Source organism: Escherichia sp. E14V7, from assembly GCF_004212225.1.
Classification (GTDB): domain Bacteria; phylum Pseudomonadota; class Gammaproteobacteria; order Enterobacterales; family Enterobacteriaceae; genus Escherichia.
Genome location: NZ_RHJJ01000013.1, coordinates 186,086 through 210,114 on the forward strand (window position 1 = coordinate 186,086; position 24,029 = coordinate 210,114).

Genomic DNA, 24,029 nt, shown 5'->3' on the forward strand with positions numbered 1-24,029 from the left:
AACTTATTGTAACTAAATACTTCTCAAATAATTTAACGCCGAAAAAATAAACATAATTTACGTTATAAACCAAAATAATAATCAGCGCAGTTATCATCGCAAAAGAGACTAATGTCACTTTCGCATATTTATGAGTTGCCGTATTCTCTTGGTTTATTTTCGATTATAAGGAATATCCCTGTGCGACAACGGACTATTGTTTGCCCTTTGATTCAAAATGATGGTGCTTATCTGCTATGCAAAATGGCTGACGATCGCGGCGTTTTCCCGGGTCAATGGGCGCTTTCGGGTGGTGGCGTGGAACCTGGCGAACGTATTGAAGAAGCATTACGCCGTGAAATCAGAGAAGAGTTAGGCGAGCAACTGATTCTTACTGACATAACTCCGTGGACTTTCAGCGATGACATTCGTACTAAGACGTATGCAGATGGTCGTAAGGAAGAGATTTATATGATTTACCTGATCTTTGACTGCGTTTCTGCCAACCGTGAAGTGAAAATAAACGAAGAGTTTCAGGAATACGCGTGGGTAAAACCAGAAGATCTGGCGCAATACGATTTGAATGTTGCTACCCAGAAAACATTACATTTGAAGGGTCTTCTGTGATAGTGATGACAGCCATTACTGGCTGTCAGATTCAAAGATCAGTGATTGACAAATTCCCCATCCAGTAAAACTTTACCGTTTTCCACATGCATCACCAGTCCATCCAGATAATCTGGTTTAAATGTCACGTTACGTTTATCTTTCGCGATATACGTCAGACAGTGGTTGTGGGTGAAGATAACAATATTTTTATCAGGCGCTTTACTTTGTAAGTCTTTAATTGCGCTATAAATCTCATTACCACATTGTAACAGTCGTTTATCTACCGTCAGTTTTTTGCCCGCAGAAAACCAGGTTGCCGACTGAATAGTCCGAACGGTATTACTGGAATAAAGATCGAAATCAGGGATATCTGCGCTGAAGGCTTTGCCCAGTTCACGCGCATCCTGAGAGCCATTTACCGTAATACCTGTTTTGTCTGACAAGCATTGATTGGAGGAACGATCGCAGCGTTCTCCATGGCGAAACAGAACCACCACCGGGTGCTGCTGCGCCAGCCTGGCCAACGTTTTATTGTCGATTCGTGGCAACCCATTGCTACTCCAGGCAGCATGACTACCCAACCCGGCAATTACAGCAAGCACCAGTAAAATGAAGATATATTTTTTAGACTTCATCGAAGTCCGACAAAAAGCTAACACCTAAGCTCCACCTATAGACACGCGTAGCCAGCTAAATGACCGTGAAAACAAATAATATTTTCACCGGCAAATAGGGGCTGGGGATAGTATTAAAACATTACGATGCACGCAAAATGCCTTAAATCTTGTCAAATGAAAAGCCCGAATAAGCTAAAAAAACGAAAAAAAATAATATGTAAGTACTATATTAGTTCCTTAAGGTTAAATTAATATTCTACCCTTAGAATTTCACTCCAAATGGCAAAATACATATAACGCTCCCTATAACAAATATTAGTGAATAGATGGGAAAAGTATTCAATGGCCGAAGGAATAATAATGTCAGATTTTTTGCCCTTTTCACGTCCGGCAATGGGTGTGGAAGAACTCGCTGCGGTTAAAGATGTTCTCGAATCTGGATGGATCACCACAGGTCCGAAGAATCAGGCGCTTGAACAAGCCTTTTGCCAGTTGACGGGAAATCAACATGCCATCGCGGTCAGTTCAGCCACAGCCGGAATGCATATCACGCTGATGGCGCTGGAGATAGGTGCTGGCGATGAAGTGATCACGCCTTCTCTGACCTGGGTATCAACCCTCAATATGATTTCTTTGTTGGGCGCTACGCCGGTAATGGTAGATGTCGACAGCGATATGCTGATGGTCACGCCTGAAGCGATCGAAGCAGCCATTACGCCGCGTACCAAAGCCATCATTCCAGTGCATTATGCCGGTGCGCCAGCAGATATTGACGCCATTCGTGCCATTGGCGAACGTTACGGTATCGCGGTTATTGAAGATGCCGCCCATGCCGTCGGTACGTATTACAAAGGCCGACATATTGGTGCGAAAGGTACTGCTATTTTTTCGTTTCACGCCATCAAAAATATTACCTGTGCAGAAGGCGGCCTGATTGTTACTGATGATGAAAACCTCGCCCACCAGCTACGTATGCTGAAATTTCATGGTCTGGGCGTCGATGCATATGACAGACAAACCTGGGGCCGCGCGCCGCAGGCAGAAGTATTAACGCCGGGCTACAAGTACAATCTGACCGATATTAACGCCGCGATTGCCCTGACACAGTTAGCCAAATTAGAGCAACTCAACACCCGTCGTCGGGAAATTGCCCTGCAATATCAGCAAGCACTGGCAGCTCTCCCGTTCCAGCCTTTAAGCCTTCCCGCATGGCCGCACATTCACGCCTGGCATCTGTTTATTATTCGTGTTGATGAACAACGTTGTGGTATCAGCCGCGATGCGTTGATGGAAGCGTTAAAAGAAAAAGGCATTGGGACCGGGTTACATTTCCGCGCCGCTCACACGCAAAAATATTATCGCGAGCGTTTTCCCACGCTGTCGTTACCGAATACCGAATGGAACAGCGAACGCATCTGTTCGTTGCCGCTTTTTCCAGATATGACCACCGCCGATGCCGACCGCGTCATCGCTGCCCTTCAGCAACTCGCAGGACAATAAGCCATGTTTGAAATCCACCCTGTTAAGAAAGTCTCGGTGGTTATTCCCGTTTATAACGAGCAGGAAAGCTTACCGGAATTAATCAGGCGCACCACCACAGCCTGTGAATCGTTGGGGAAAGAGTATGAGATCCTGCTGATTGATGACGGCAGTAGCGATAATTCCGCGCATATGCTGGTCGAAGCCTCACAAGCGGAGAACAGCCATATTGTGTCTATTTTGCTTAACCGCAATTACGGGCAACATTCAGCGATTATGGCGGGATTCAGTCACGTTACTGGCGACTTAATTATTACCCTCGATGCCGATCTGCAGAATCCGCCAGAGGAGATCCCCCGCCTGGTGGCAAAAGCCGATGAAGGTTATGACGTGGTAGGGACTGTACGCCAGAACCGCCAGGACAGCTGGTTTCGTAAAACCGCTTCGAAGATGATTAACCGGCTTATTCAGCGCACCACCGGCAAAGCGATGGGTGACTACGGTTGTATGCTGCGCGCCTATCGCCGTCATATTGTCGATGCGATGTTGCACTGCCATGAACGCAGCACCTTTATCCCGATTCTGGCGAATATCTTCGCCCGCCGTGCCATCGAAATTCCAGTGCGTCATGCCGAGCGTGAGTATGGTGAATCCAAATACAGTTTTATGCGCCTGATTAATTTGATGTACGACCTGGTGACCTGCCTTACCACAACGCCGCTACGTATGCTGAGTCTGCTCGGCAGCATTATTGCGATTGGAGGTTTTAGCATTGCGGTGCTGCTGGTGATTTTACGCCTGACCTTCGGACCACAATGGGCGGCAGAAGGCGTCTTTATGCTATTTGCCGTGCTGTTTACTTTTATTGGCGCTCAGTTTATCGGCATGGGATTACTCGGTGAATATATCGGCAGGATCTACACCGATGTCCGCGCCCGCCCCCGCTATTTTGTTCAGCAAGTTATCCGTCCATCCAGCAAGGAAAATGAATAATGAAAACCGTCGTTTTTGCCTACCACGATATGGGATGCCTCGGTATTGAAGCCCTGCTGGCTGCCGGTTACGAAATTAGCGCTATTTTTACTCATACTGATAATCCCGGTGAAAAAGCCTTTTATGGTTCGGTAGCTCGTCTGGCGGCGGAAAGAGGTATTCCGGTTTATGCGCCAGATAACGTTAATCATCCGCTGTGGGTGGAACGCATTGCCCAACTATCACCAGATGTGATTTTCTCTTTTTATTATCGCCATCTTATTTGCGACGAGATTTTACAGCTCGCTCCCGCAGGTGCATTTAATCTGCATGGTTCGCTGTTACCAAAATATCGTGGTCGCGCGCCGCTGAACTGGGTGCTGGTGAACGGTGAAACGGAAACTGGCGTTACATTGCACCGAATGGTGAAACGTGCCGATGCCGGGGCCATTGTGGCGCAACTGCGCATTGCCATTGCGCCAGACGATATCGCCATTACGCTGCATCATAAGTTATGTCATGCCGCGCGCCAGCTACTGGAGCAGACATTACCCACCATTAAACACGGTAATATTCTGGAAATCGCCCAGCGCGAAAACGAAGCCACCTGTTTTGGTCGCAGAACGCCGAATGACAGTTTCCTCGAATGGCATAAACCGGCATCCGTGCTGCACAACATGGTGCGTGCCGTTGCCGATCCGTGGCCGGGTGCCTTCAGCTATGTTGGTAATCAGAAATTTACCGTCTGGTCGTCACGCGTGCATTCTCATGCGCCCGCAGCACAACCGGGGAGCGTGATTTCTGTTGCGCCACTGCTGATTGCCTGTGGCGATGGCGCGCTGGAAATCGTCACCGGACAGGCGGGAGACGGCATTACTATGCAGGGCTCGCAGTTAGCGCAGACGCTGGGCCTGGTGCAAGGTTCACGCTTGAATAGCCAGCCTGCCTGCACCGCCCGACGCCGTACTCGGGTACTCATCCTCGGGGTGAATGGCTTTATTGGCAACCATCTGACAGAACGCCTGCTGCGCGAAGATCATTATGAAGTTTACGGGCTGGATATCGGCAGCGATGCGATAAGCCGTTTTCTGAATCATCCGCATTTTCACTTTGTCGAAGGCGATATCAGTATTCATTCCGAATGGATTGAGTATCACGTCAAAAAATGTGATGTCGTCTTGCCTTTGGTGGCGATAGCCACGCCGATTGAATATACCCGCAACCCGCTGCGCGTATTTGAACTCGATTTTGAAGAGAATCTGCGCATTATCCGTTACTGCGTGAAGTACCGTAAGCGAATCATCTTCCCGTCGACTTCAGAAGTTTATGGGATGTGTAGCGATAAATACTTCGATGAAGACCATTCTAATTTAATCGTCGGCCCGGTGAATAAACCACGCTGGATTTATTCAGTATCAAAACAATTACTTGATCGGGTGATCTGGGCCTATGGCGAAAAAGAGGGGTTGCAGTTCACCCTCTTCCGCCCGTTTAACTGGATGGGGCCACGACTGGATAACCTTAATGCGGCGCGAATTGGTAGCTCACGCGCGATTACGCAACTCATTCTCAATCTGGTAGAAGGTTCACCGATTAAGCTGATTGATGGCGGAAAACAAAAACGCTGCTTTACTGATATTCGGGATGGTATCGAAGCGTTATACCGCATTATCGAAAATGCGGGAAATCGCTGCGACGGCGAAATTATCAACATTGGCAATCCTGATAACGAAGCGAGTATTGAAGAGCTCGGCGAGATGCTGCTGGCGAGCTTCGAAAAACATCCGCTGCGCCATCACTTCCCACCGTTTGCGGGCTTTCGCGTGGTAGAAAGTAGCAGCTACTACGGCAAAGGATATCAGGACGTAGAGCATCGTAAACCGAGCATCCGCAATGCCCGCCGTTGCCTCGGCTGGGAACCGAGAATTGATATGCAGGAAACCATCGATGAAACGCTGGATTTCTTCCTGCGCACTGTCGATCTTACGGATAAGTCATCATGACCAAAGTAGGTTTACGTATTGATGTCGATACTTTTCGTGGCACCCGCGAAGGGGTGCCACGTCTGCTGGAAACCTTAAGTAAGTATAATATTCAGGCCAGCATTTTTTTCAGCGTCGGCCCGGACAATATGGGCCGCCATCTCTGGCGACTGGTGAAGCCACAGTTTTTGTGGAAGATGCTGCGCTCAAACGCGGCATCGCTTTATGGCTGGGATATTTTACTGGCAGGTACGGCATGGCCAGGAAAAGAGATTGGTCATGCCAATGCCGATATCATTCGTGAAGCGGCTAAATACCACGAAGTCGGCCTGCACGCCTGGGATCACCACGCCTGGCAAGCCCATAGCGGCAACTGGGATCGGCAAACAATGGTAGACGATATTGCCCGCGGCCTTCGTACCCTGGAAGAGATTATCGGCCAACCGATAACCTGCTCCGCTGCCGCTGGCTGGCGTGCCGACCAACAGGTGATCGAAGCAAAAGAAGCGTTCCATTTGCGCTACAACAGCGATTGTCGTGGGGCGATGCCGTTTCGTCCCTTGCTCGAATCAGGAAAACCTGGCACTGCACAAATTCCAGTGACATTACCTACCTGGGATGAAGTGATTGGCCGGGATGTGAAAGCGCAAGATTTTAACGGCTGGCTACTCAACCGCATCCTGCGAGATAAAGGGACGCCGGTTTATACCATCCATGCTGAAGTTGAAGGTTGTGCTTATCATCCTGATTTTGTTGATCTCCTGAAGCGTGCCGCCCGTGAAGGCATTACGTTTTGTCCATTAGGCGAGCTGCTGCCGGAGACGTTGCCGCTCGGACATGTGGTGCGTGGAAGAATCGCTGGACGTGAAGGCTGGCTGGGTTGCCAACAAGTTGCGGGAACTCGTCCATGAAATCCATTCGCTATTACGCAGCATTCTTTGCGTTTATTACCGTCTATTATCTCTTGCCGATTAATTATCGCCTGCTCTGGCAACCTGATGAAACGCGTTATGCGGAAATCAGTCGGGAAATGCTGGCTTCCGGCGACTGGATTGTACCCCATCTGTTAGGGCTACGTTATTTCGAAAAACCCATTGCCGGATACTGGATTAACAGCATTGGGCAATGGCTATTTGGCGCGAATAACTTTGGTGTTCGGGCAGGCGTTATCTTTGCGACCCTGTTAACCGCCGCGCTGGTGACCTGGTTTACTCTGCGCTTATGGCGCGATAAACGTCTGGCACTACTCGCCGCTGTGATTTATCTCTCGCTGCTTATTGTCTACGCCATCGGCACTTACGCCGTGCTCGATCCGTTTATTGCATTCTGGCTGATGGCGGGAATGTGTAGCTTCTGGTTGGCAATGGATGCGCAAACGTGGAAAGGCAAAAGCGCGGGATTTTTACTGCTGGGAATCACCTGCGGTATGGGGGTAATGACCAAAGGTTTTCTCGCCCTCGCCGTGCCGGTATTCAGCGTGCTGCCGTGGGTGGCGATGCAAAAACGCTGGAGAGATTTCTTTATTTACGGCTGGCTGGCAATCATCAGTTGTGTACTGACGGTTCTCCCCTGGGGGTTAGCAATAGCGCAACGGGAGCCTGACTTCTGGTACTATTTTTTCTGGATTGAGCATATTCAACGCTTTGCGATGGATGATGCCCAACATAAAGCCCCGTTCTGGTACTACTTGCCTGTCATCATTGCCGGTAGCCTGCCGTGGCTGGGTTTACTCCCCGGCGCACTGTGCACTGGCTGGAAAAACCGCAATCATTCCGCAATCGTCTATTTGTTGAGCTGGACGGTGATGCCACTGCTGTTTTTCTCCATCGCCAAAGGTAAATTACCCACCTATATTCTCTCCTGCTTTGCACCTTTAGCGATGTTGATGGAGTATTACGCGTTGCAGGCAGCAAAAAATAATCCTCTGGCGTTGCGAATTAATGGCTGGATTAACATCGCATTTGGCGTTACTGGCATTATTGCCACGTTTGTTGTCTCTCCCTGGGGACCAATGAGTACGCCAGTCTGGCAAACTTTCGAAATCTATAAAGTCTTTTGCGCATGGTCGATTTTTTCGCTATGGGCATTTTTCGGCTGGTACACATTAACGAACATTGAAAAAAACTGGCCTTTTGCGGCACTTTGCCCGTTGGGGCTGGCATTGCTCGTGGGAATTGCGATTCCTGACAGAATTATGGAAGGCAAACATCCGCAATTTTTTGTCGAGATGACGCAAGAATCACTTCAGCCGAGCCGCTATATTCTTACTGATAGCGTCGGCGTTGCCGCAGGTCTGGCATGGAGTCTGCAACGCAATGACATCATCATGTATCGTCAGACGGGTGAGTTGAAATATGGCCTTAACTACCCGGATGCGAAAGGCAGGTTTGTCAGCGGTGATGATTTCGCCAACTGGCTTAATAAGCATCGTCAGGAGGGGATTATTACTCTCGTACTTTCGGTTGACCACGATGAAGACATTAACAGTCTCCCCATTCCACCTGCAGACGCCACCGATCATCAGGGACGTCTGGTGCTCTTTCAGTATCGGCCTAAATGATCTGGCTGATATTAGTGTTTGCCAGCTTGCTTAGTGTTGCCGGGCAAATCTGCCAGAAACAGGCGACGAGCTTTGTGGCGATAAACAAACGGCGTAAACATATCGCGCTGTGGCTGGGGCTGGCATTGGTTTGTCTGGGGCTGGCAATGCTGCTCTGGCTGCTGGTATTGCAGAACGTACCGGTAGGCATTGCTTACCCAATGTTGAGTCTGAATTTTGTCTGGGTGACGCTGGCAGCAGTAAAACTGTGGCATGAACCCGTGTCTTTTCGTCACTGGTGTGGGGTGGCCTTCATTATTGGTGGCATTGTTATTCTCGGGAGCACGGTGTAATGGGCCTGATGTGGGGATTATTCAGCGTCATTATTGCTTCTGCTGCGCAATTAAGCCTGGGTTTTGCGGCAAGTCATCTACCACCGATGACGCAGTTGTGGGATTTTATCGCTGCGCTTTTGGCTTTTGGCCTGGATGTCCGGATGCTGTTGATCGGGCTACTGGGTTATCTGCTTTCCGTTTTTTGTTGGTACAAAACACTTCATCAACTCACACTCAGCAAAGCCTATACTTTGCTGAGTGTGAGTTATGTACTGGTATGGATTGCATCAATAGTACTTCCCGGCTGGGAAGGGACTTTTTCTGTGAAGGCACTGCTTGGAGTGGCCTGTATTATGGGTGGATTAACGCTGATTTTCCTGCCAGTTCGAAATAAAAATCACTGACGATTTCTGGCCATTTTGCGTACATTCTCCCACTCTTCGCCACTGTAGCTTCGGGCATCAATAACTTTAATTGTGCGTTGTGTATCCCGGTTAATACAGTACATAGCATCCTGTAGCGGTGAGAGTAAATCGCCAGGCTGAACAATGACATCATTGCACACTTCGGCAATCATTTTGAGAGCACCACTGGTATCACTAAGGACCAATACATGACGATTTTTCGCCGCGCCGCAACACGTCTTTTTTACTAACCACTCCATTGTACCTCCCTGTCAGATAAGAATTTTCACATTAATTTACAGATTAACAGATAAACTCATTATCAATGGTAATGGAATGGTAAAAATGAGAAGTGAAACGGATGGTTAATTATTGCAGGCGTTGCACCCACTCTTTTAGCGCCTGACGTGAAATCTTAATGCCTCCGTTTTTCAATTCAGGCGGAAGCGTCAGCCAACGCACCGGTTGTTGAAAACGGGCCAACTTGTCTTTCACCCATTCGCTAAGATCAACGGTTTCGTGGTCATACTCCACCACCGCTACCGGTCGATGACCAAACTCCTTGTCAGTAACGGGGACGATAAACACCTGCAAAACCGCAGGATGCGCGGCAATCACACGTTCGACTTCTTCTGGCTGAATGCCTTCGCCACCACTGAAGAACAGATTGTCTAAACGTCCGACAATGGTCAGCTTGCCATTATGCATCTCACCGCGATCGCGCGTGGCGTACCAGCCTTCGTCATTCACCAGCGGCACCAGTTGCCCGTTACGCCAGTAGCCTTCTGCCATACTGGCAGCCCGCAGCCACACTTCATCGTTAACGATTTTTACTTGCCGCCCCGGCAGAGGCGAACCGACGTCAGCCAGGCCGTCCGCTTCTTTCGCGCAAACCGTGGAAGCGAACTCCGTCAGACCATAGCCACAAAAGCAACGAATCCCCTGTTCGCGCGCCTGTTCCGTCAACTCGACCGGGATCGCCGCGCCGCCGAGTAACACCGCTTTCAGGGAAACGGAACTGCGGTTAACCAGCAAACGCCAGAGCTGTGTTGGCACCAGTGAAGCGTGAGTACAGCCTGCCAGCATTTGCTCCAATGGCTGTTTATCACGTACCGTCATCCGCGCACCAGCGTATAACCAGCGCCACATAATTCCCTGACCAGAGACGTGAAACAACGGCAAAGAGAGCAGCCAGTCATCATGCTCGCCAAACTGAATCAGCGATAACACCCCTTCGGCACTGGCAAGATGGGCCTGATAAGTATGAACTGCGGCTTTCGGCAAGCCAGTGGAGCCAGAGGTTAACGTCATTGAGCACAGACGCGTCGGCTGCCACGCAGCGGCATGTGCGCCTTCAACCAGCTGAATATGCAGCGACGTTAACGCCGGAAACGTGTTTTCCCCTTCCGGCACCAGCGCAAATTGCAGAGTGAGATTTGGCAGCAATTCTTCAAGCAACGGTTGCGGCAGTTGTGGATTCACGGGCAACACCCGCGCTCCACATTGCAGTAACGCCAGCCAGGCCAGCAGCGTTTGCGGCGTATTCCACGCCCGCAACATTACGCCGCTGCCCGCAACCACCCCCTGCGCCGCAAAGCCGGAGGCTAATTCATCGACGCGAGCACAAAGCTCGCACCAGTTGAGTGGCTCGTCATTAAGACGTAAGGCAATGGCTTCTCCCCGCACCTGCCGCCAGTGACGCCACGGCCAGTCAGAGAAGATCATAACAGCCGCTCCAGTGCATCAACTTCCACTAATGGCAGCGGGCTACCCGGCCAGCGACGAACCTGCTGCGCCTGCATCAGATCCAGCGTATCCAGCCCCGGAATGGTGTCTGGCGTTAACCAGGCAGCAATCCGCGCCAGTTGCGTTAAGCCTAAGCTCGACTCGATGGAAGAACTGATCACTGCCGTCAGCCCCAGCGCGTGCGCCGCCTGCACCTGCTCGCGGACTTTCTCCAGGCTGCCCGTGAGCGTGGGTTTGATCACCACCGCACGCACGCCCTCTTCCGCCACAAAGGCAAAATCCGGCTCGCGCAGGCTTTCATCCCAGGCAATGGCAATGCCGGTTTCGCGGGCAAACGCACGCGAATCATCGCGGGTTTTGCACGGTTCTTCGAGAAACGCGATGCGGTGGCGATAATCCGGGTTAACGTATTTGGCAAACTGCTGGCCTTTCAGCGGCGTCCAGGCGCGGTTCGCGTCAAGACGCAAATGCAGATCCGGAATTGCCTCCAGCAAAAGATTGACCACCATGCCGTCGCGCACGGCTTCGTACAATCCCACTTTGACCTTCGCCACTTTCTCGCCAGGCATATCGGCAAGTTTGAGGATCAGATCGTCCGGATCGCCATTACACAACGGTGCAGCACGGTAATTTGCTGCCTGCGGGAGCGTATCTGCCAGTTCAGCCAGCGCGCAGCTCACGCCAAAGGCGACGGAAGGCGTCTGTGGTAGCTCGCAATCACCTGCCAGCCAGTCATTTACCCAGGCAAGCAGCACACTTTGCGCCTCTTCCCAGGTTTCCTGACTGAAGCCCGGCAGTGGGGAGATCTCCCCCCACCCTTCACGCTCGCCCTCACGCAGGCAAACATACAGCCCGTCGCGGGTTTTTAACCGCCTGTCGCGCAGAACCACCCCCGCGTCCATGGGGATCTGCCAGCGGTATACCTGCGCGCTACGCATTACGGATTCCGTTTAAATTTGCTGAAATCAGGCTGACGTTTCTGGTTGAAAGCGTTGCGACCTTCCTGACCTTCTTCCGTCATGTAGAACAGCATGGTGGCGTTACCCGCCAGTTCCTGCAGACCTGCCTGACCGTCACAGTCGGCGTTCAGTGCAGCTTTCAGGCAACGCAGCGCCATCGGGCTGTTTTGCAGCATTTCGCGACACCAGCGGACGGTCTCTTTTTCCAGATCGGCCAGCGGCACCACGGTGTTCACGAGGCCCATATCCAGCGCCTGTTTTGCATCGTACTGACGGCACAGGAACCAGATTTCACGCGCTTTTTTCTGCCCGACGATGCGAGCCATATAGGAAGCTCCCCAGCCGCCGTCGAAGGAACCGACTTTCGGGCCAGTCTGACCGAAGATGGCATTATCTGCCGCGATAGTCAGGTCGCACATCATGTGCAGAACATGACCGCCGCCGATGGAGTAGCCAGCCACCATCGCGACAACCGGTTTCGGACAGGTACGGATCTGACGCTGGAAGTCCAGCACGTTGAGGTGATGTACGCCGGAATCATCTTTATAGCCGCCGTAGTCGCCACGTACTTTCTGGTCACCGCCGGAGCAGAACGCTTTATCGCCCGCGCCAGTCAGAATGATCACGCCGATGTTGTCGTCATAACGGGCATCCGCCAGCGCCTGGATCATCTCTTTTACCGTCAGAGGACGGAAGGCATTGCGCACCTGCGGACGATTAATGGTGATTTTTGCGATACCGTCGGTGGATTTTTCATAACGAATGTCCTCGAAACCTTCGGAGCAGTCGTGCCATTCAACCGGTGCGTAAAGCATTGCTTCATCAGGATAAATCATATTGTGTCCTTTAGTCAGAAACGCAAGATCTGCGCCAGACTTGCGATTACGCCAGCGGGATTTTCCCGATGCGCGTTATGTCCGGCGCGAGGAATGACATGGCATTCGGCAGCCAGTTCCGCCGCCAGGGCGCGGAATTTGCTGTCACGTTCACCACATAAATAATAAAACGCAAATGTGCGGGCGCTAAGGTTAGCACGTAAATCGGGCTGGACGGCGAGAGAAGTCGCTTCCAGCATGGCGGCAAGGGTTGCGCCATTATTGTTGCTGCGCAGCGCAACCAGTTCCTGGCGTTGTTCGTCATTGAGCGAGGCAAAAACAGGCTGTTGATACCAGTCGGCAAAGACCGCAGTTAACGGTTCTGTGCGCAAACGCTGCGCCCATTGGCGATCGGAAAGCTGACGTTCCGTGCGTTGTTCAGCATTTTGCAGCCCGGGATGCCCGCCTTCGACAACAACCGCACAAAGCCCCGCCATCCCCTGACAAGCCGCCATCATCGCCACCCGTCCACCGAGCGAGTACCCCACCAGCCAGAAGTTAAGGATGTTGTAACTAACCAGGGTTTTACGCAGTAAGCCGGTGACATCATCAAATCCATCGACGCTAATTGCAGCTGAACCACCGTGACCAGGGAGATCGACATACAACCGCGAGTAGTCGGCAAACGCCTCGCCCACTTCCTGCCACTCCTGACAATCGCCGGAAAAACCATGCAAAAACACCAGCCAGGGTAAACCTGGCTTGCCGTGTTTTGCCTGCGCGTGCAGGATCATAAATGGCTTACCTGCGCCAGCAGTTGCTGGAGGGTTTGCGCGCCGTCGGTGTCGTTAACCACCATTTCAATTACCGTGGTGGTCGGCGTGCGCCAGGCGTCGGCAAGCGCCGTTTCAAGTTCCTGCCAGCTTTGCGGACGATGATATTTCAGCTCAAACATCGCGGCAGCGTGCTCAAAATGGACGTTTTGCGGCATCAGATAGAAACGCTCGCGCTCGCTTTTCGGCGTCGGCAGCAGCGAGAAAATTTGTCCGCCGTTGTTGTTCACCACAATTAATACCAGCGGCGCGGAAACCTGACGCAATAGCGCCAGCGCGTTGAGATCGTAAAGAGCAGAGAGATCGCCCACAATCGCCAGCGTCGGTTTACCACTCGCCCGCTGAACGCCTGCGGCGGTAGAGAGCAGCCCATCAATTCCGCTGGCCCCACGGTTGCTATATACCGGATAACCTGCCGGAAGTTGCGAGAGAGCATCGATCAAACGCACGACCAGGCTGTTACCGACAAACAGTTGCCCCTGTTCAGGCAAATAGTCGCTGATGCGATGCGCCAGTTGCGCTTCGCCAAACACATCGCGACGGGCAACAACTGCCTGCATCGCCTGTTCAGCCAGACCCGGGATCTCCACGCACCAGGGCTGACGTTTTTCAGCCGGATGCAACTCCAGCCAGTCGGCAATATTGGCGACCAGGCGACGTCCACGGTGGTGTGCCGGGTCAAGCTGCCCTTCGATGTTATCAACAATCCAGTACTCTTCTGGCTCACAGCTCGCCTGCCATTGCAGTAACCGTTTACCAGTCAGGCTGCTCCCCAGTTGCACGACAATCTGCGCCTGCTGTAACTCACTCACCGCTTTGGCATTGCCTAACCAGAGATCGGCACACGGCAGCGGCTGCCCGGTTTGCGACAGCACGTCGCCAATCAGCGGCCAGCCAAGAGTTTGCGCCCACAGTGCAACTTTTTTGCCCTCTTCCGCACTCATGCGCCCGGCAACCACCACGCCGCGCTTTTGCCGCCAGAAGAACCAGTCGCGCTGTTTTTCGCTCTCAAGACGAGGCGCTTCACGCAGCCACGGTTTGTCGCCCTGCCACCAGTCGCCAAGACGTTGTTGCCAGCTAAGTCCGGTATCGTCCATCTCGCCATAAAGCGGTTCGGCAAACGGGCAGTTGATATGGACTCCACCCGCATGCAGCGTGCCTAAAGCATGGTCGATAGTAGAAACCAGCCAACGGGCGGGAATATCCTGCGTCGGGCGCGGTAGTGAAATGCTATGCGTAGGATGAGAGGCGAACATGCCCGGCTGACGAATTGCCTGATTTGCGCCGCAGTCAATCAATTCCGGAGGACGATCGGCGGTTAACAGGATCAGTTTTTCTCCGGTTAACCCAGCTTCAATCAGTGCCGGATAGAGATTCGCTACCGCCGTGCCGGAAGTCACTATCACCGCCACTGGCTGTTTGCTGACCTTTGCCAGCCCCAGCGCCAGATGCCCCAGCCCACGCTCATCAAAATGAGTGTGATGAATGAAAGCGGAATTTTCCGCCGCCGCCAGAGTTAATGGCGTAGAACGAGAGCCAGGGGCGATGCAGACGTGTCTGACGCCGTGACGTGTTAATGCTTCCAGAATGACCGCCGCCCAGCGTCGGTTAAATGCGCTTACTGACATGAGTTTGTCCGGTATCAATATTGCGGCTAAGTATAAGGAGCTACAAAAAGAGATTATTGATATGAATCGGTAATGATGCGACTCATTACTATTCCAATTGTAATAAAGTGCGCAGTCCTGCCGCTTTGTTGTCGATTTCCTGCCACTCCAGTTCGGGGTCTGAGCCTCGGACAATACCCGCTCCGGCATACAATCGCACGACATTGCCACTGATTTTCGCCGAGCGCAGGGAAACGCAGAATTCGCTTTGTTGTAATGAGAGATAGCCCGCAGAACCCGCATACCATTCACGGGTAAACGGTTCGTGCCGGGCGATGAACTGCCGTGCCAAATCGCGCGGTAAACCTGCCACCGCTGCCGTTGGCTGCAACTGATGCAGACAAACCACATCATCTGCCGTATTAAGCGAGGTCCAGATACAGCGACGCAGATGCTGCACTTTACGCAGACGAAGCACCTGCGGCGGTAAAACATCCAGCGCCTGGGTGTCACTCTGTAATCGCTGGCAGATATCTTCCACCACCAGCATATTCTCGCGTTGGTTTTTATCATCCGCCATCAGCCACTCACCCAGTTGCTGCGCCTGTTTATCATCAGGATGATTCGCTACCGTTCCCGCCAGTGCTTCAGTACGCAACGCTTTGTCACGCCGCCGCCAAAGCCGCTCAGGAGATGAACCCAGGAACGCGCTTTCGCCATCAAAGGCCATGTAGAAATGGTAGCAGTTCAGGTTCAACCGACGACTGGCAGCCATCATTGCCGCCGCGTTAACTGAATCGGAGAAATGCAGATCGGTCGCCCGCGCCAACACCACTTTATCCAGTTCACCTTCAGCAATGGTGTCAGTCGCCAGTTTAATTAACCCCGTCCAGGCTGGTTTGTCCGGCCAGTGATTTTCTTGGATGATGGTTAAATGCAGAGCTGGCAACGGTTTAATGTTTGCCAGAGCAGCAATGTATTCCTTTGCCTGATATGCGTCATGCTGAAGGGAGTTTTCGCTGAAAAGGGTCAGTCGAAGGGTCGCTTTGCCTGCACAGCGTCGCCATTCCAACCGCGGGAGGAGTAAATTGCCCTGGGAAGGGTCAAACGCATTCAGCCCCCAGATACGTAAGTCGGTGTGATCCGGGTATTGTCGGAGAAAACGCTGCGCCTGCGCCAGCGACGAAAAGCTGGCTATTGTACCCAGCACGGCAGCCTCTTCATCACCATTGCGTTGTTGCCAGTAAAATTGCGGATACATTTTCTGGCTGGCCAGCCAGCTTAAGGCATCAAAGGCGTCATTTAATGGGAAAGGAACATCAAAAACCCGAATGCCGGGCGTCGCTGGAAACTCTTGCGACAGATGGCGCAATAGATTTTCCAGCGCCGTAGTGAGTGATTGCACGCGGACCTCTCCCTGTTAAAAGCCTCACATTATACGGGGTACTGCAAAAAAAATGCAGTACCCCAGTGTAGGGAGGTTTTAACGGCGTGCCAGCAACAGTCCTAATACCAAACCAACCGCAGCGCCAACGCCAATCCCCTGCCACGGTTTTTCATGAACGTAGTCATCGGCACGATAAACCGCTTGCTTCGCCCGATAGTAATAGCTGTCTGAAGCCTGACTGACTCTTTTTTTCACATCATCCAGCGCCTTCTCTGCTCGCGCCTTCAGCTCAACATATTTCTGATCGGCGGGATCGCCAGAGGAGCGCAGCACTTCTTCCAGTGTTTCACTCAGCAACGTCAGGTCGTCATCGATGCGTGTATCACCAAATTGATTAGACATTCTCGTTCTCCATTTGCTTAAAACCTGCCACTAACTATAGACAACGGTTATCAATTACGCCTGAATGACTTCGCGCGCCATCCCAATGTGGGGAATACCATCTTCCTCGTAAATGTCGGTCACAGGGATAAAGCCAAAACTGCGGTAAAAGTTTTGTAAGTGCGCCTGCGCTCCCAGATAAATCGCCTTGTCCGGCCAGTGGCGCGTACATGATTCCAGCACCTTACTCATCAGTTGCTGCCCCACTTTTTCGCCCCTCAACGCTTCGCTGACAATCACCCGACCAATCACCACCGGTTCGAGATCATCATCACTTTTCAGAATCCTCGCATACGCGACCAGTTTCCCGTTTTGCCAGCCGAGAATATGACGATTTTCCCCTACCAGATCGTCACCATCGACATCCTGATAAGGACAGTTTTGTTCGACCACGAATACCGCACAACGCTGTTGTAATAAGGCATAAAGCTGAGAAACCGATAATTCAGAGTGATGAAGATCCTGCCAGTCGATCATGATGCGCTCCTTTTGGTTGTATGCCTTATACTAGCCGGATTATTTTTAGAAATGTGATGGTCTTATGGAATTAATTTTCTTAGGTACTTCGGCGGGAGTTCCAACCCGGGCGCGTAATGTCACGGCGATATTGCTCAATCTGCAACATCCGACCCAGGCCGGACTTTGGTTATTTGACTGTGGCGAAGGCACTCAACACCAAATGCTGCACACGGTGTTTAATCCCGGCAAACTGGACAGGATTTTTATTAGCCATCTTCACGGCGATCATCTTTTCGGTCTGCCCGGTTTGCTGTGCAGTCGTTCCATGTCAGGCATTGTGCAACCCTTAACCATTTATGGTCCGAAAGGTATCCGTGAATTTGTTGAGACAGCGTTACGTATTAGTGGCTCGTGGACCGATTATCCACTGGAGATTATTGAAATTAGCGCAGGCGAAATTCTTGATGATGGCTTGCGTAAAGTGACAGCTTATCCGATGGAACATCCGCTGGAATGTTACGGCTATCGCGTAGAAGAACATGATAAGCCTGGTGCGCTGAATGCTCAGGCATTAAAGGCCGCGGGCGTACCGCCTGGCCCATTGTTTCAGGATTTGAAAGCCGGAAAAACTGTCACATTGGAAGATGGTCGGCAGATTAACGGCGCTGATTACTTAGCCGCGCCTACACCAGGAAAAGCGATCGCCATTTTCGGCGATACGGGTCCTTGCGATGCCGCGCTGGCGCTGGCTAAAGGTGTCGACGTAATGGTTCACGAAGCGACTCTGGATTTGGCGATGGAGGCCAAAGCCAACAGTCGCGGCCACAGCTCCACACGCCAGGCGGCGGCACTGGCCCGTGAGGCTGGTGTCGGTAAGCTAATCATTACCCATGTTAGTTCGCGCTATGATGATAAAGGCTGTCAGCACTTGTTACACGAGTGCCGGACGATTTTCCCGGCAACTGAACTGGCGAGCGATTTCGCGGTGTTTAGCATTTAAGTCGAAAGCGGTGATTAGTTGGCAGATTAATTTAATGATGCCAACGCACTTATTTTTCATCTGTTTGCCGGATACGCTTGATGTCGATATCCGGCAAACAGATTTATCATTTTTAGTTTTGTGAATTGTCCAGACCTTCCGCCAGCCCAATCAGGCGAATAAGTTCCGCTCTGTAGCCTTGTTGATCCGGTCCTTTCGCTTGCCGCGCCCACTGTTCGATCTGCTGCCAGGATGTATTATTCAGGTATTCAGAACCGCGCAATTTTAGCCCATACGCAGAGACTGCTGCGCGAAAACGCATATATTCTGAAGGTGCGTTTATTGTGGGTGCCAACGGGAATTCAACTAACTGACTTTCTTTTCCCTGCGGGTATTTCCAACGAATCTTTAACCAGGCCAGTTCTTTCGCTTTATCTGATTTCGCTGATTTGCTATCCGGGGCATAGCGTAACTTATCAATTGATGCTTTTTGCCCGTTCAGCGTTAGCTGCCGGTGTCGACGTCAAGGCTAAACGTCGCCAACGGGTTTTGCGCTACCTGCTTAACCGGATTATCATCGAACTGCTGATAGCGAGCGGTTCCTGGATTTGCGATACGTGTAGCTTTTGCTTTAGCCGCTCTTTCAAATGTTGGCGCTTCCTGTAATCGCCCCTTCAAAGCCTGTTTGTCTGAGGATTGTTGCGCTTCATGCTGGGCTAGGTTTTTGCTTTAGCGGCGGCGGCTCTTTGCTCCGCCACTTTTGTTGCCGCTTGTTGCGCGGCAAGTACTTGCTGGTCTGTGGGTGTAGTAGATTGTTGTTGCTGACTTTCCTTATCATCAGATTCCGGCCCACATCCTGACAAAATCAAACTACTAATAAGCAACATGATTATATTTTTATTTCGCATATAAAATCCTTTTAAATAAACTCAACCACCAGACATAAAATAGACTCTTTGTATAATCCGGCTAATCTTAATAAAATACGATCTCGAAACCTATAACAAATAATGATTCAACAACGAAACCTATCAACAATTTATATATGAAAAAAATAACTTTTTCCTTTTTTATATTATTCCTGCTTTCACTTCCTCTGATTGTTTTTTATCAACCCTGGGTCAATGCATTACCGCCAACGCCCCAGCACGCAAGTCCCGAGCAATTAGAAAAAACAGTTCGTTATTTTACACAAACTGTGCATCCACGTAGTGCCGACAATATTGATAATCTGAATAGATCCGCAGAGTATATAAAAGAGGTCTTTGTCCGTAGCGGTGCCAGAGTTACCGTGCAGGATGTCCCCATTACGGGTGGCCCCTACAAAAACATTGTTGCTGATTATGGTCCTGCCGATGGACCGCAGATTATTATTGGTGCGCACTATGACTCTGCCAACAGTTACGAAAACGATCAATTAACCTATACGCCGGGCGCGGATGATAACGCCAGCGGCGTGGCAGGATTACTCGAACTGGCACGTTTGTTACAGCAGCAAGCGCCGAAAATAGGCGTGCAACTGGTCGCCTATGCGTCGGAAGAACCGCCCTTCTTTCGTAGCGATGAAATGGGGAGCGCGATACATGCAGCTTCGCTTGAGCGTCCAGTGAGATTAATGATAGCGCTGGAGATGATTGGCTATTACGACTCCACATCCGGGAGTCAGGATTACCCTTACTCTGTCATGTCCTGGCTTTATCCCGACCGTGGTGATTTTATTACTGTCGTCGGCAGAGTGCAGGATATCAGCGCTGTGCGTCAGGTAAAATCTGCGTTGTTATCAGCAACAGAGTTGCCTGTTTATTCTATTAATGCGCCAGGTTTTATTCCCGGCATTGATTTCTCCGACCACCTTAATTATTGGCAACACGATATTCCCGCCGTAATGATTACCGACACCGCTTTTTATCGTAATAAACAATATCACTTACCTGGCGATACCGCAGACAGACTGAATTATCAGAAAATGGCTCAGGTGGTGGATGGCGTTATAACCTTGTTGCAAAACAGTAAATAATAAAAATTTCTCGAGGAAGATCCAGAAAAAGCAACATGCACATTTTATTTTCCCTCGTCTGTTTTAAGATGCGAAAAATTAAATTCAACGGAGGAAAAACAAATGGGAATGATTGGCTATTTTGCAGAAATTGACTCAGAAAAGATTAACCAACTGCTTGAGTCTACTGAAAAACCCTTAATGGATAATATTCATGACACGCTTTCAGGTTTACGCCGACTGGATATTGATAAACGCTGGGATTTTTTACACTTTGGGCTGACAGGCACCTCTGCATTTGACCCCGCGAAGAATGACCCGCTAAGTCGCGCAGTGCTTGGTGAACACAGCCTCGAAGATGGCATAGATGGTTTCCTGGGATTGACCTGGAATCAGGAGTTAGCCGCGACAATCGACCGCCTGGAAGCTCTGGATCGAAGTGAGCTGCGTAAACGGTTTTCCATTAAGCGACTCAATGAAATGGAGATTTATCCGGGAGTGACCTTTTCAGAAGAGTTAGAGGGGCAACTCTTTGCTTCGATCATGCTTGATATGGAAAAGCTGATTAGCGCGTATCGACGTATGCTGCGACAAGGGAATCATGCGCTGACGGTTATTGTTGGGTGATGGTGTCAAAGGCACCATAAAAAAACCGCCGAACATGTCGGCGGCTTTCTGACTTACAAACTAACAGATTACATCAGCGGCATTGCTAACCGCACAATACTAATCAGCGGTTGTGGCCATACACCCAGCACCAGTACCAACAGTGCAGAGATCAGCACCACGATACCGCCTGCGCTGTACTGCCAGTTTGACGGTGCATCGCGACCCGGTTGTTCCGGTGCGTGCAGGTACAGGCTCACCGCCACGCGCAGGTAGTAGTAAAGGCCGATTGCCGAACCGACAACCACGGCACCCACCAGCCACCACAAGTGTGCCTGGACACCGACCGCCAGCACGTAGAACTTACCAATAAAGCCCAGCGTCATCGGGATACCGGCCAGAGACAGCATCATCACCGTCATCACCGCCGCGAGGATCGGACGATGCCAGAACAGACCGCGGTAAGAGAACAGGGAATCAGCATCCGGGCCACGATACGGGCTGGACATCAGGCTGACCACACCGAACGCGCCGAGGCTGCTGAACAGATAACCGGCCAGGTAAACCCCTACCGCTTCCATCGACATCTCGCCAGTTTGCAGTGCAATCAGCGCCACCAGCAGATAGCCGAGGTGAGAGATAGATGAGTAACCGAGCAGACGCTTGATATTAGTCTGGCTCAGCGCCATCAGGTTACCGAAGATGATGGAGGCAAAGGCGATAATCGCCAGCACCACGCGAATCGCTTCGCTGTCACCCACCGGTGCGTAGAGGAACAGACGCATCACCACACCGAAGATAGCGATTTTGCTCGCCGTCGCCAGGAAAGTGGAAACCGGCGCAGGCGCGCCCTGGTATACGTCTGGCGTCCACAGGTGGAACGGCACCAGAGAGAGTTTGAAGCCGAGGCCAACAATCATCAGGCCGAAACCTGCCAGCAACAGCGGCTCGTTGAGCATACCGTCGCCGAGGTTTTTACCCAGCGCGACAAACGACAGGTCGCCAGACTGCGCATACACCAGCGCCATACCGAACAGCAGGAAAGAAGACGCTGCGGCAGAAAGGATAGTGTATTTGATACTGGCTTCCAGAGAACGTTTCTGGCGGAAAGCGTAACCGACCAGGCCAAACAGCGGCAAAGAGATCAGTTCAATACCGAGGAACAGAGACGCCAGATGGTTAGCATTCGCCAGCAGGATCCCGCCCAGGGCGGCAATTAACACCAACAGGTAGAACTCGTCCTTGTTGTCGTTATAGCCTTCAAGCCACGGGTAGGCGAAAGTACAGGTGGCGAGGCTCGCCAACAATACCAGCCCGGTGTAAAGCATGGCGAAACCATCAACGCGCATCAGCGGCGTAACGTCCATAGCGCCCGCCTGGCCGACAAACCAGAGCGAAACCAGCGCCGCGTTAAGCCCAATAACCGAGAGCGTAGCGTTGAGGAAATGATTGCGTCGCCACGCAATGGAGAGCATCACAACCACCACCGTCAAGCCGACGATCAGCAACGGTAGCAGTGCGATCAGGTTTTGTGGAGTTATTGTCATGGCGATTTACGGCCTTGTAGTAGTAACGGAATTAACAAACCACTGCTGGATATTGCCAATCGCGGAGTGCGAGGTATCCAGAATCGGCTGCGGATAGAAGCCCAGCAGTACCAGCAGCACCACCAGCAACAGGATCATAAACAGCTCACGCAGCGACATCCCTGGCAGTTCCTGGCTGGCAATCTCGCTTTTCGCTTTACCGAAGTAAGCGCGATGCAACATCGCCAGCGAATAAACAGATGCAAAGACCAGCCCAAAGGTAGAGATAACGGTAATCACCGGGACAACCTGGAAGCTGCCGAACAGAATCATAAATTCGCCGACGAAGTTACCGGTGCCTGGCATCCCAAGCGTTGCCACCGCAAAGAACAGCGACAGTGCTGGCAGCCATTTCATCTTGCTCCACAGACCGCCCATCATGCGCATGTCGCGGGTATGGATACGTTCATAAAGCTGACCACAAAGAATAAACAGACCCGCCGCCGACAAGCCGTGCGCAATCATCTGGATTACCGCGCCCTGGTAGGCCAACTGGCTGCCGGTGTAGATAGCAATCAGCACGAAGCCCATGTGGGAAACCGAGGTGTAGGCGATCAGACGTTTGATATCGGTCTGGGCGAAGGCCATCCACGCACCGTAGAAGATGCCGATAACACCCAGCCACATAGCGATTGGCGCAAACTCTGCCGACGCGTTCGGGAACAGCGGCAGGGAGAAACGCAGCAGACCGTAAGCGGCGGTTTTCAGCAAGATCCCTGCGAGGTCCACGGAACCAGCGGTCGGTGCCTGGGAGTGCGCATCTGGCAGCCAGCCATGCAGCGGAACCACCGGCATTTTCACCGCGAAGGCGATGAAGAAGCCCAGCATCAACAGATATTCCACACCACTGGACATTGGCGTATTCAACAGCTCTTCATAGTTGAAGGTCCAGACGCCGGTCGCATTGTAGTGAACAAAAACCAGCGCCAGGATGGCGATCAACATCACCAGACCACTCGCCTGGGTGTAAATGAAGAACTTGGTTGCCGCCGTGATACGCGTTTTACCGTCAGAAGCTTTATGCCCCCACAGTGCGATCAGGAAGTACATCGGCACCAACATCATTTCCCAGAAGAAGAAGAACAGGAACATGTCGATGGCAAGGAACACGCCGATAACGCCGCCCAGGATCCACATCAGGTTGAGGTGGAAGAAGCCCTGATATTTTTCGATCTCGTTCCACGAACAGAGTACGGCCAGCACGCCAAGCAAACCGGTCAGCACGACCATCAGCAGCGACAGACCGTCAATGGCGAGATGGATAGAGATACCAAAACGCGGGATCCACGGCATGTCGAATTCTGACTGCCACTGCGGAATTCCGGCGGATTGCGTCAGTGAATAACCGCCCTGCAACCACAGTTGCAGCGACAGCGCCAGCGTCAATCCCATGGTGATCAGCGCGATCCAGCGCGGCACCTTGACGCCAAAGCGTTCGGTCTGCCAGCACAGGAAGCCGCCAATAAAGGGGATTAGTATTAACCAGGGTAATAACATAGCTAAGTATGTCCCTTATATTTACTCCTGCTCAGGCTATCTCACTCGCCAGCCCGAATCCCGGCAGTGCTCGCAATCCTCACGTACTTAAGTACGCTCCGGTTGCTGTGCGCTGGCGGTATCCGGTCTGACTTCGCCGATGACGCCTGTACTTCAGGAACAGTTACCTAAAATTTATTCTTAGTTCACAGACCCGGCGCAA

At 51.6% G+C, this 24,029-nt stretch carries 23 protein-coding genes and 1 pseudogene; 11 read left to right on the top strand and 13 right to left on the bottom strand.

All coding sequences use genetic code 11. From position 1 onward, the window contains the following. The first annotated feature begins 180 nt into the window (after positions 1–180). Positions 181–606, top strand: a complete 426-nt coding sequence (gene nudI / locus D9741_RS14980; protein WP_130217016.1) for a nucleoside triphosphatase NudI — start codon at positions 181–183, stop codon at positions 604–606. 38 nt (positions 607–644) lie between these two features. On the opposite strand, the gene ais is transcribed toward nudI, so the two are convergent. Then, on the bottom strand, positions 645–1,247 hold the full coding sequence (ais, locus tag D9741_RS14985) for a lipopolysaccharide core heptose(II)-phosphate phosphatase Ais (protein ID WP_130217014.1): 603 nt from the start codon (positions 1,245–1,247) through the stop codon (positions 645–647). Between the two features lie 318 nt (positions 1,248–1,565). Between ais and arnB the strand changes: the two genes are divergently transcribed. From arnB to arnF, 7 genes are read left to right on the top strand one after another with little or no spacing between them, the layout of a single operon-like run. Then, positions 1,566–2,705, top strand: a complete 1,140-nt coding sequence (gene arnB, locus D9741_RS14990) for a UDP-4-amino-4-deoxy-L-arabinose aminotransferase (RefSeq protein WP_130217012.1) — start codon at positions 1,566–1,568, stop codon at positions 2,703–2,705. A gap of 3 nt (positions 2,706–2,708) precedes the next feature. Further along, entirely contained in the window at positions 2,709–3,677 is a 969-nt protein-coding gene (arnC, locus tag D9741_RS14995) for an undecaprenyl-phosphate 4-deoxy-4-formamido-L-arabinose transferase (RefSeq protein WP_130217010.1), read from the top strand. Next, positions 3,677–5,659 (top strand): bifunctional UDP-4-amino-4-deoxy-L-arabinose formyltransferase/UDP-glucuronic acid oxidase ArnA, encoded by a 1,983-nt coding sequence (gene arnA, locus D9741_RS15000; protein ID WP_130217008.1) that lies wholly within the window; start codon positions 3,677–3,679, stop codon positions 5,657–5,659. Before arnC ends, arnA begins: the two co-directional genes overlap by 1 nt. After that, positions 5,656–6,549 (top strand): 4-deoxy-4-formamido-L-arabinose-phosphoundecaprenol deformylase, encoded by an 894-nt coding sequence (gene arnD, locus D9741_RS15005; RefSeq protein ID WP_130217006.1) that lies wholly within the window; start codon positions 5,656–5,658, stop codon positions 6,547–6,549. The genes arnA and arnD overlap by 4 nt, the downstream gene beginning before the upstream one ends. Next, positions 6,546–8,198: a lipid IV(A) 4-amino-4-deoxy-L-arabinosyltransferase gene (arnT, locus tag D9741_RS15010; RefSeq protein WP_130217004.1), complete on the top strand. Its 1,653-nt coding sequence runs from the start codon at positions 6,546–6,548 to the stop codon at positions 8,196–8,198. Before arnD ends, arnT begins: the two co-directional genes overlap by 4 nt. Continuing rightward, positions 8,195–8,530, top strand: a complete 336-nt coding sequence (arnE, locus tag D9741_RS15015; protein ID WP_130217002.1) for a 4-amino-4-deoxy-L-arabinose-phosphoundecaprenol flippase subunit ArnE — start codon at positions 8,195–8,197, stop codon at positions 8,528–8,530. Before arnT ends, arnE begins: the two co-directional genes overlap by 4 nt. Further along, on the top strand, positions 8,530–8,916 hold the full coding sequence (gene arnF, locus D9741_RS15020) for a 4-amino-4-deoxy-L-arabinose-phosphoundecaprenol flippase subunit ArnF (protein ID WP_130217000.1): 387 nt from the start codon (positions 8,530–8,532) through the stop codon (positions 8,914–8,916). The genes arnE and arnF overlap by 1 nt, the downstream gene beginning before the upstream one ends. Here arnF and pmrD read toward each other — a convergent pair. The 9 genes from pmrD to D9741_RS15065 all read right to left on the bottom strand — a co-directional run bounded on the left by pmrD (position 8,910) and on the right by D9741_RS15065 (position 17,181). Beyond that, positions 8,910–9,176 carry a signal transduction protein PmrD gene (pmrD, locus tag D9741_RS15025; protein ID WP_130216998.1) on the bottom strand — a complete coding sequence of 89 codons (267 nt, stop codon included), beginning with the start codon at positions 9,174–9,176 and terminating at the stop codon, positions 8,910–8,912. The genes arnF and pmrD overlap by 7 nt on opposite strands. Before the next feature lie 109 nt (positions 9,177–9,285). Further along, complete coding sequence (gene menE, locus D9741_RS15030) at positions 9,286–10,641, bottom strand: o-succinylbenzoate--CoA ligase (protein ID WP_130216996.1); 1,356 nt, start codon at positions 10,639–10,641, stop codon at positions 9,286–9,288. After that, entirely contained in the window at positions 10,638–11,600 is a 963-nt protein-coding gene (gene menC / locus D9741_RS15035) for an o-succinylbenzoate synthase (protein WP_130216994.1), read from the bottom strand. The genes menE and menC overlap by 4 nt, the downstream gene beginning before the upstream one ends. Then, the gene (gene menB, locus D9741_RS15040; RefSeq protein WP_000639996.1) at positions 11,600–12,457 is read right to left on the bottom strand and encodes a 1,4-dihydroxy-2-naphthoyl-CoA synthase; all 858 of its coding nucleotides are present in this window, start codon (positions 12,455–12,457) and stop codon (positions 11,600–11,602) included. Before menB ends, menC begins: the two co-directional genes overlap by 1 nt. Before the next feature lie 14 nt (positions 12,458–12,471). Then, the gene (gene menH / locus D9741_RS15045; protein ID WP_130216992.1) at positions 12,472–13,230 is read right to left on the bottom strand and encodes a 2-succinyl-6-hydroxy-2,4-cyclohexadiene-1-carboxylate synthase; all 759 of its coding nucleotides are present in this window, start codon (positions 13,228–13,230) and stop codon (positions 12,472–12,474) included. Next, positions 13,227–14,897, bottom strand: a complete 1,671-nt coding sequence (gene menD / locus D9741_RS15050) for a 2-succinyl-5-enolpyruvyl-6-hydroxy-3-cyclohexene-1-carboxylic-acid synthase (protein WP_130216990.1) — start codon at positions 14,895–14,897, stop codon at positions 13,227–13,229. Before menD ends, menH begins: the two co-directional genes overlap by 4 nt. A gap of 88 nt (positions 14,898–14,985) precedes the next feature. After that, the gene (menF, locus tag D9741_RS15055; RefSeq protein ID WP_130216988.1) at positions 14,986–16,281 is read right to left on the bottom strand and encodes an isochorismate synthase MenF; all 1,296 of its coding nucleotides are present in this window, start codon (positions 16,279–16,281) and stop codon (positions 14,986–14,988) included. A gap of 78 nt (positions 16,282–16,359) precedes the next feature. Next, the gene (gene elaB, locus D9741_RS15060) at positions 16,360–16,665 is read right to left on the bottom strand and encodes a stress response protein ElaB (protein WP_000070621.1); all 306 of its coding nucleotides are present in this window, start codon (positions 16,663–16,665) and stop codon (positions 16,360–16,362) included. 54 nt (positions 16,666–16,719) lie between these two features. Next, positions 16,720–17,181, bottom strand: coding sequence for a GNAT family N-acetyltransferase (locus D9741_RS15065; RefSeq protein ID WP_130216986.1), 462 nt, complete (start codon positions 17,179–17,181; stop codon positions 16,720–16,722). A 64-nt stretch (positions 17,182–17,245) separates the two neighbouring features. On the opposite strand from D9741_RS15065, the gene rbn reads away from it, so the two are divergent. Then, positions 17,246–18,163 (top strand): ribonuclease BN, encoded by a 918-nt coding sequence (gene rbn / locus D9741_RS15070; RefSeq protein ID WP_130207200.1) that lies wholly within the window; start codon positions 17,246–17,248, stop codon positions 18,161–18,163. Positions 18,164–18,275: 112 nt separating this feature from the next. Here the strand turns inward: rbn and D9741_RS15075 are convergent. Beyond that, a pseudogene (locus D9741_RS15075) lies at positions 18,276–19,050 on the bottom strand (von Willebrand factor type A domain-containing protein). 137 nt (positions 19,051–19,187) lie between these two features. Here D9741_RS15075 and D9741_RS15080 point away from each other — a divergent pair. Further along, entirely contained in the window at positions 19,188–20,159 is a 972-nt protein-coding gene (locus tag D9741_RS15080; RefSeq protein WP_130216984.1) for a M28 family metallopeptidase, read from the top strand. 102 nt (positions 20,160–20,261) lie between these two features. Beyond that, positions 20,262–20,765 (top strand): YfbM family protein, encoded by a 504-nt coding sequence (locus tag D9741_RS15085; RefSeq protein ID WP_130216982.1) that lies wholly within the window; start codon positions 20,262–20,264, stop codon positions 20,763–20,765. Between the two features lie 68 nt (positions 20,766–20,833). Here the strand turns inward: D9741_RS15085 and nuoN are convergent, their stop codons facing one another. Then, entirely contained in the window at positions 20,834–22,291 is a 1,458-nt protein-coding gene (nuoN, locus tag D9741_RS15090; RefSeq protein WP_000156701.1) for an NADH-quinone oxidoreductase subunit NuoN, read from the bottom strand. A gap of 6 nt (positions 22,292–22,297) precedes the next feature. After that, positions 22,298–23,827 carry an NADH-quinone oxidoreductase subunit M gene (gene nuoM / locus D9741_RS15095; protein WP_130216980.1) on the bottom strand — a complete coding sequence of 510 codons (1,530 nt, stop codon included), beginning with the start codon at positions 23,825–23,827 and terminating at the stop codon, positions 22,298–22,300. Positions 23,828–24,029 lie beyond the last annotated feature (202 nt).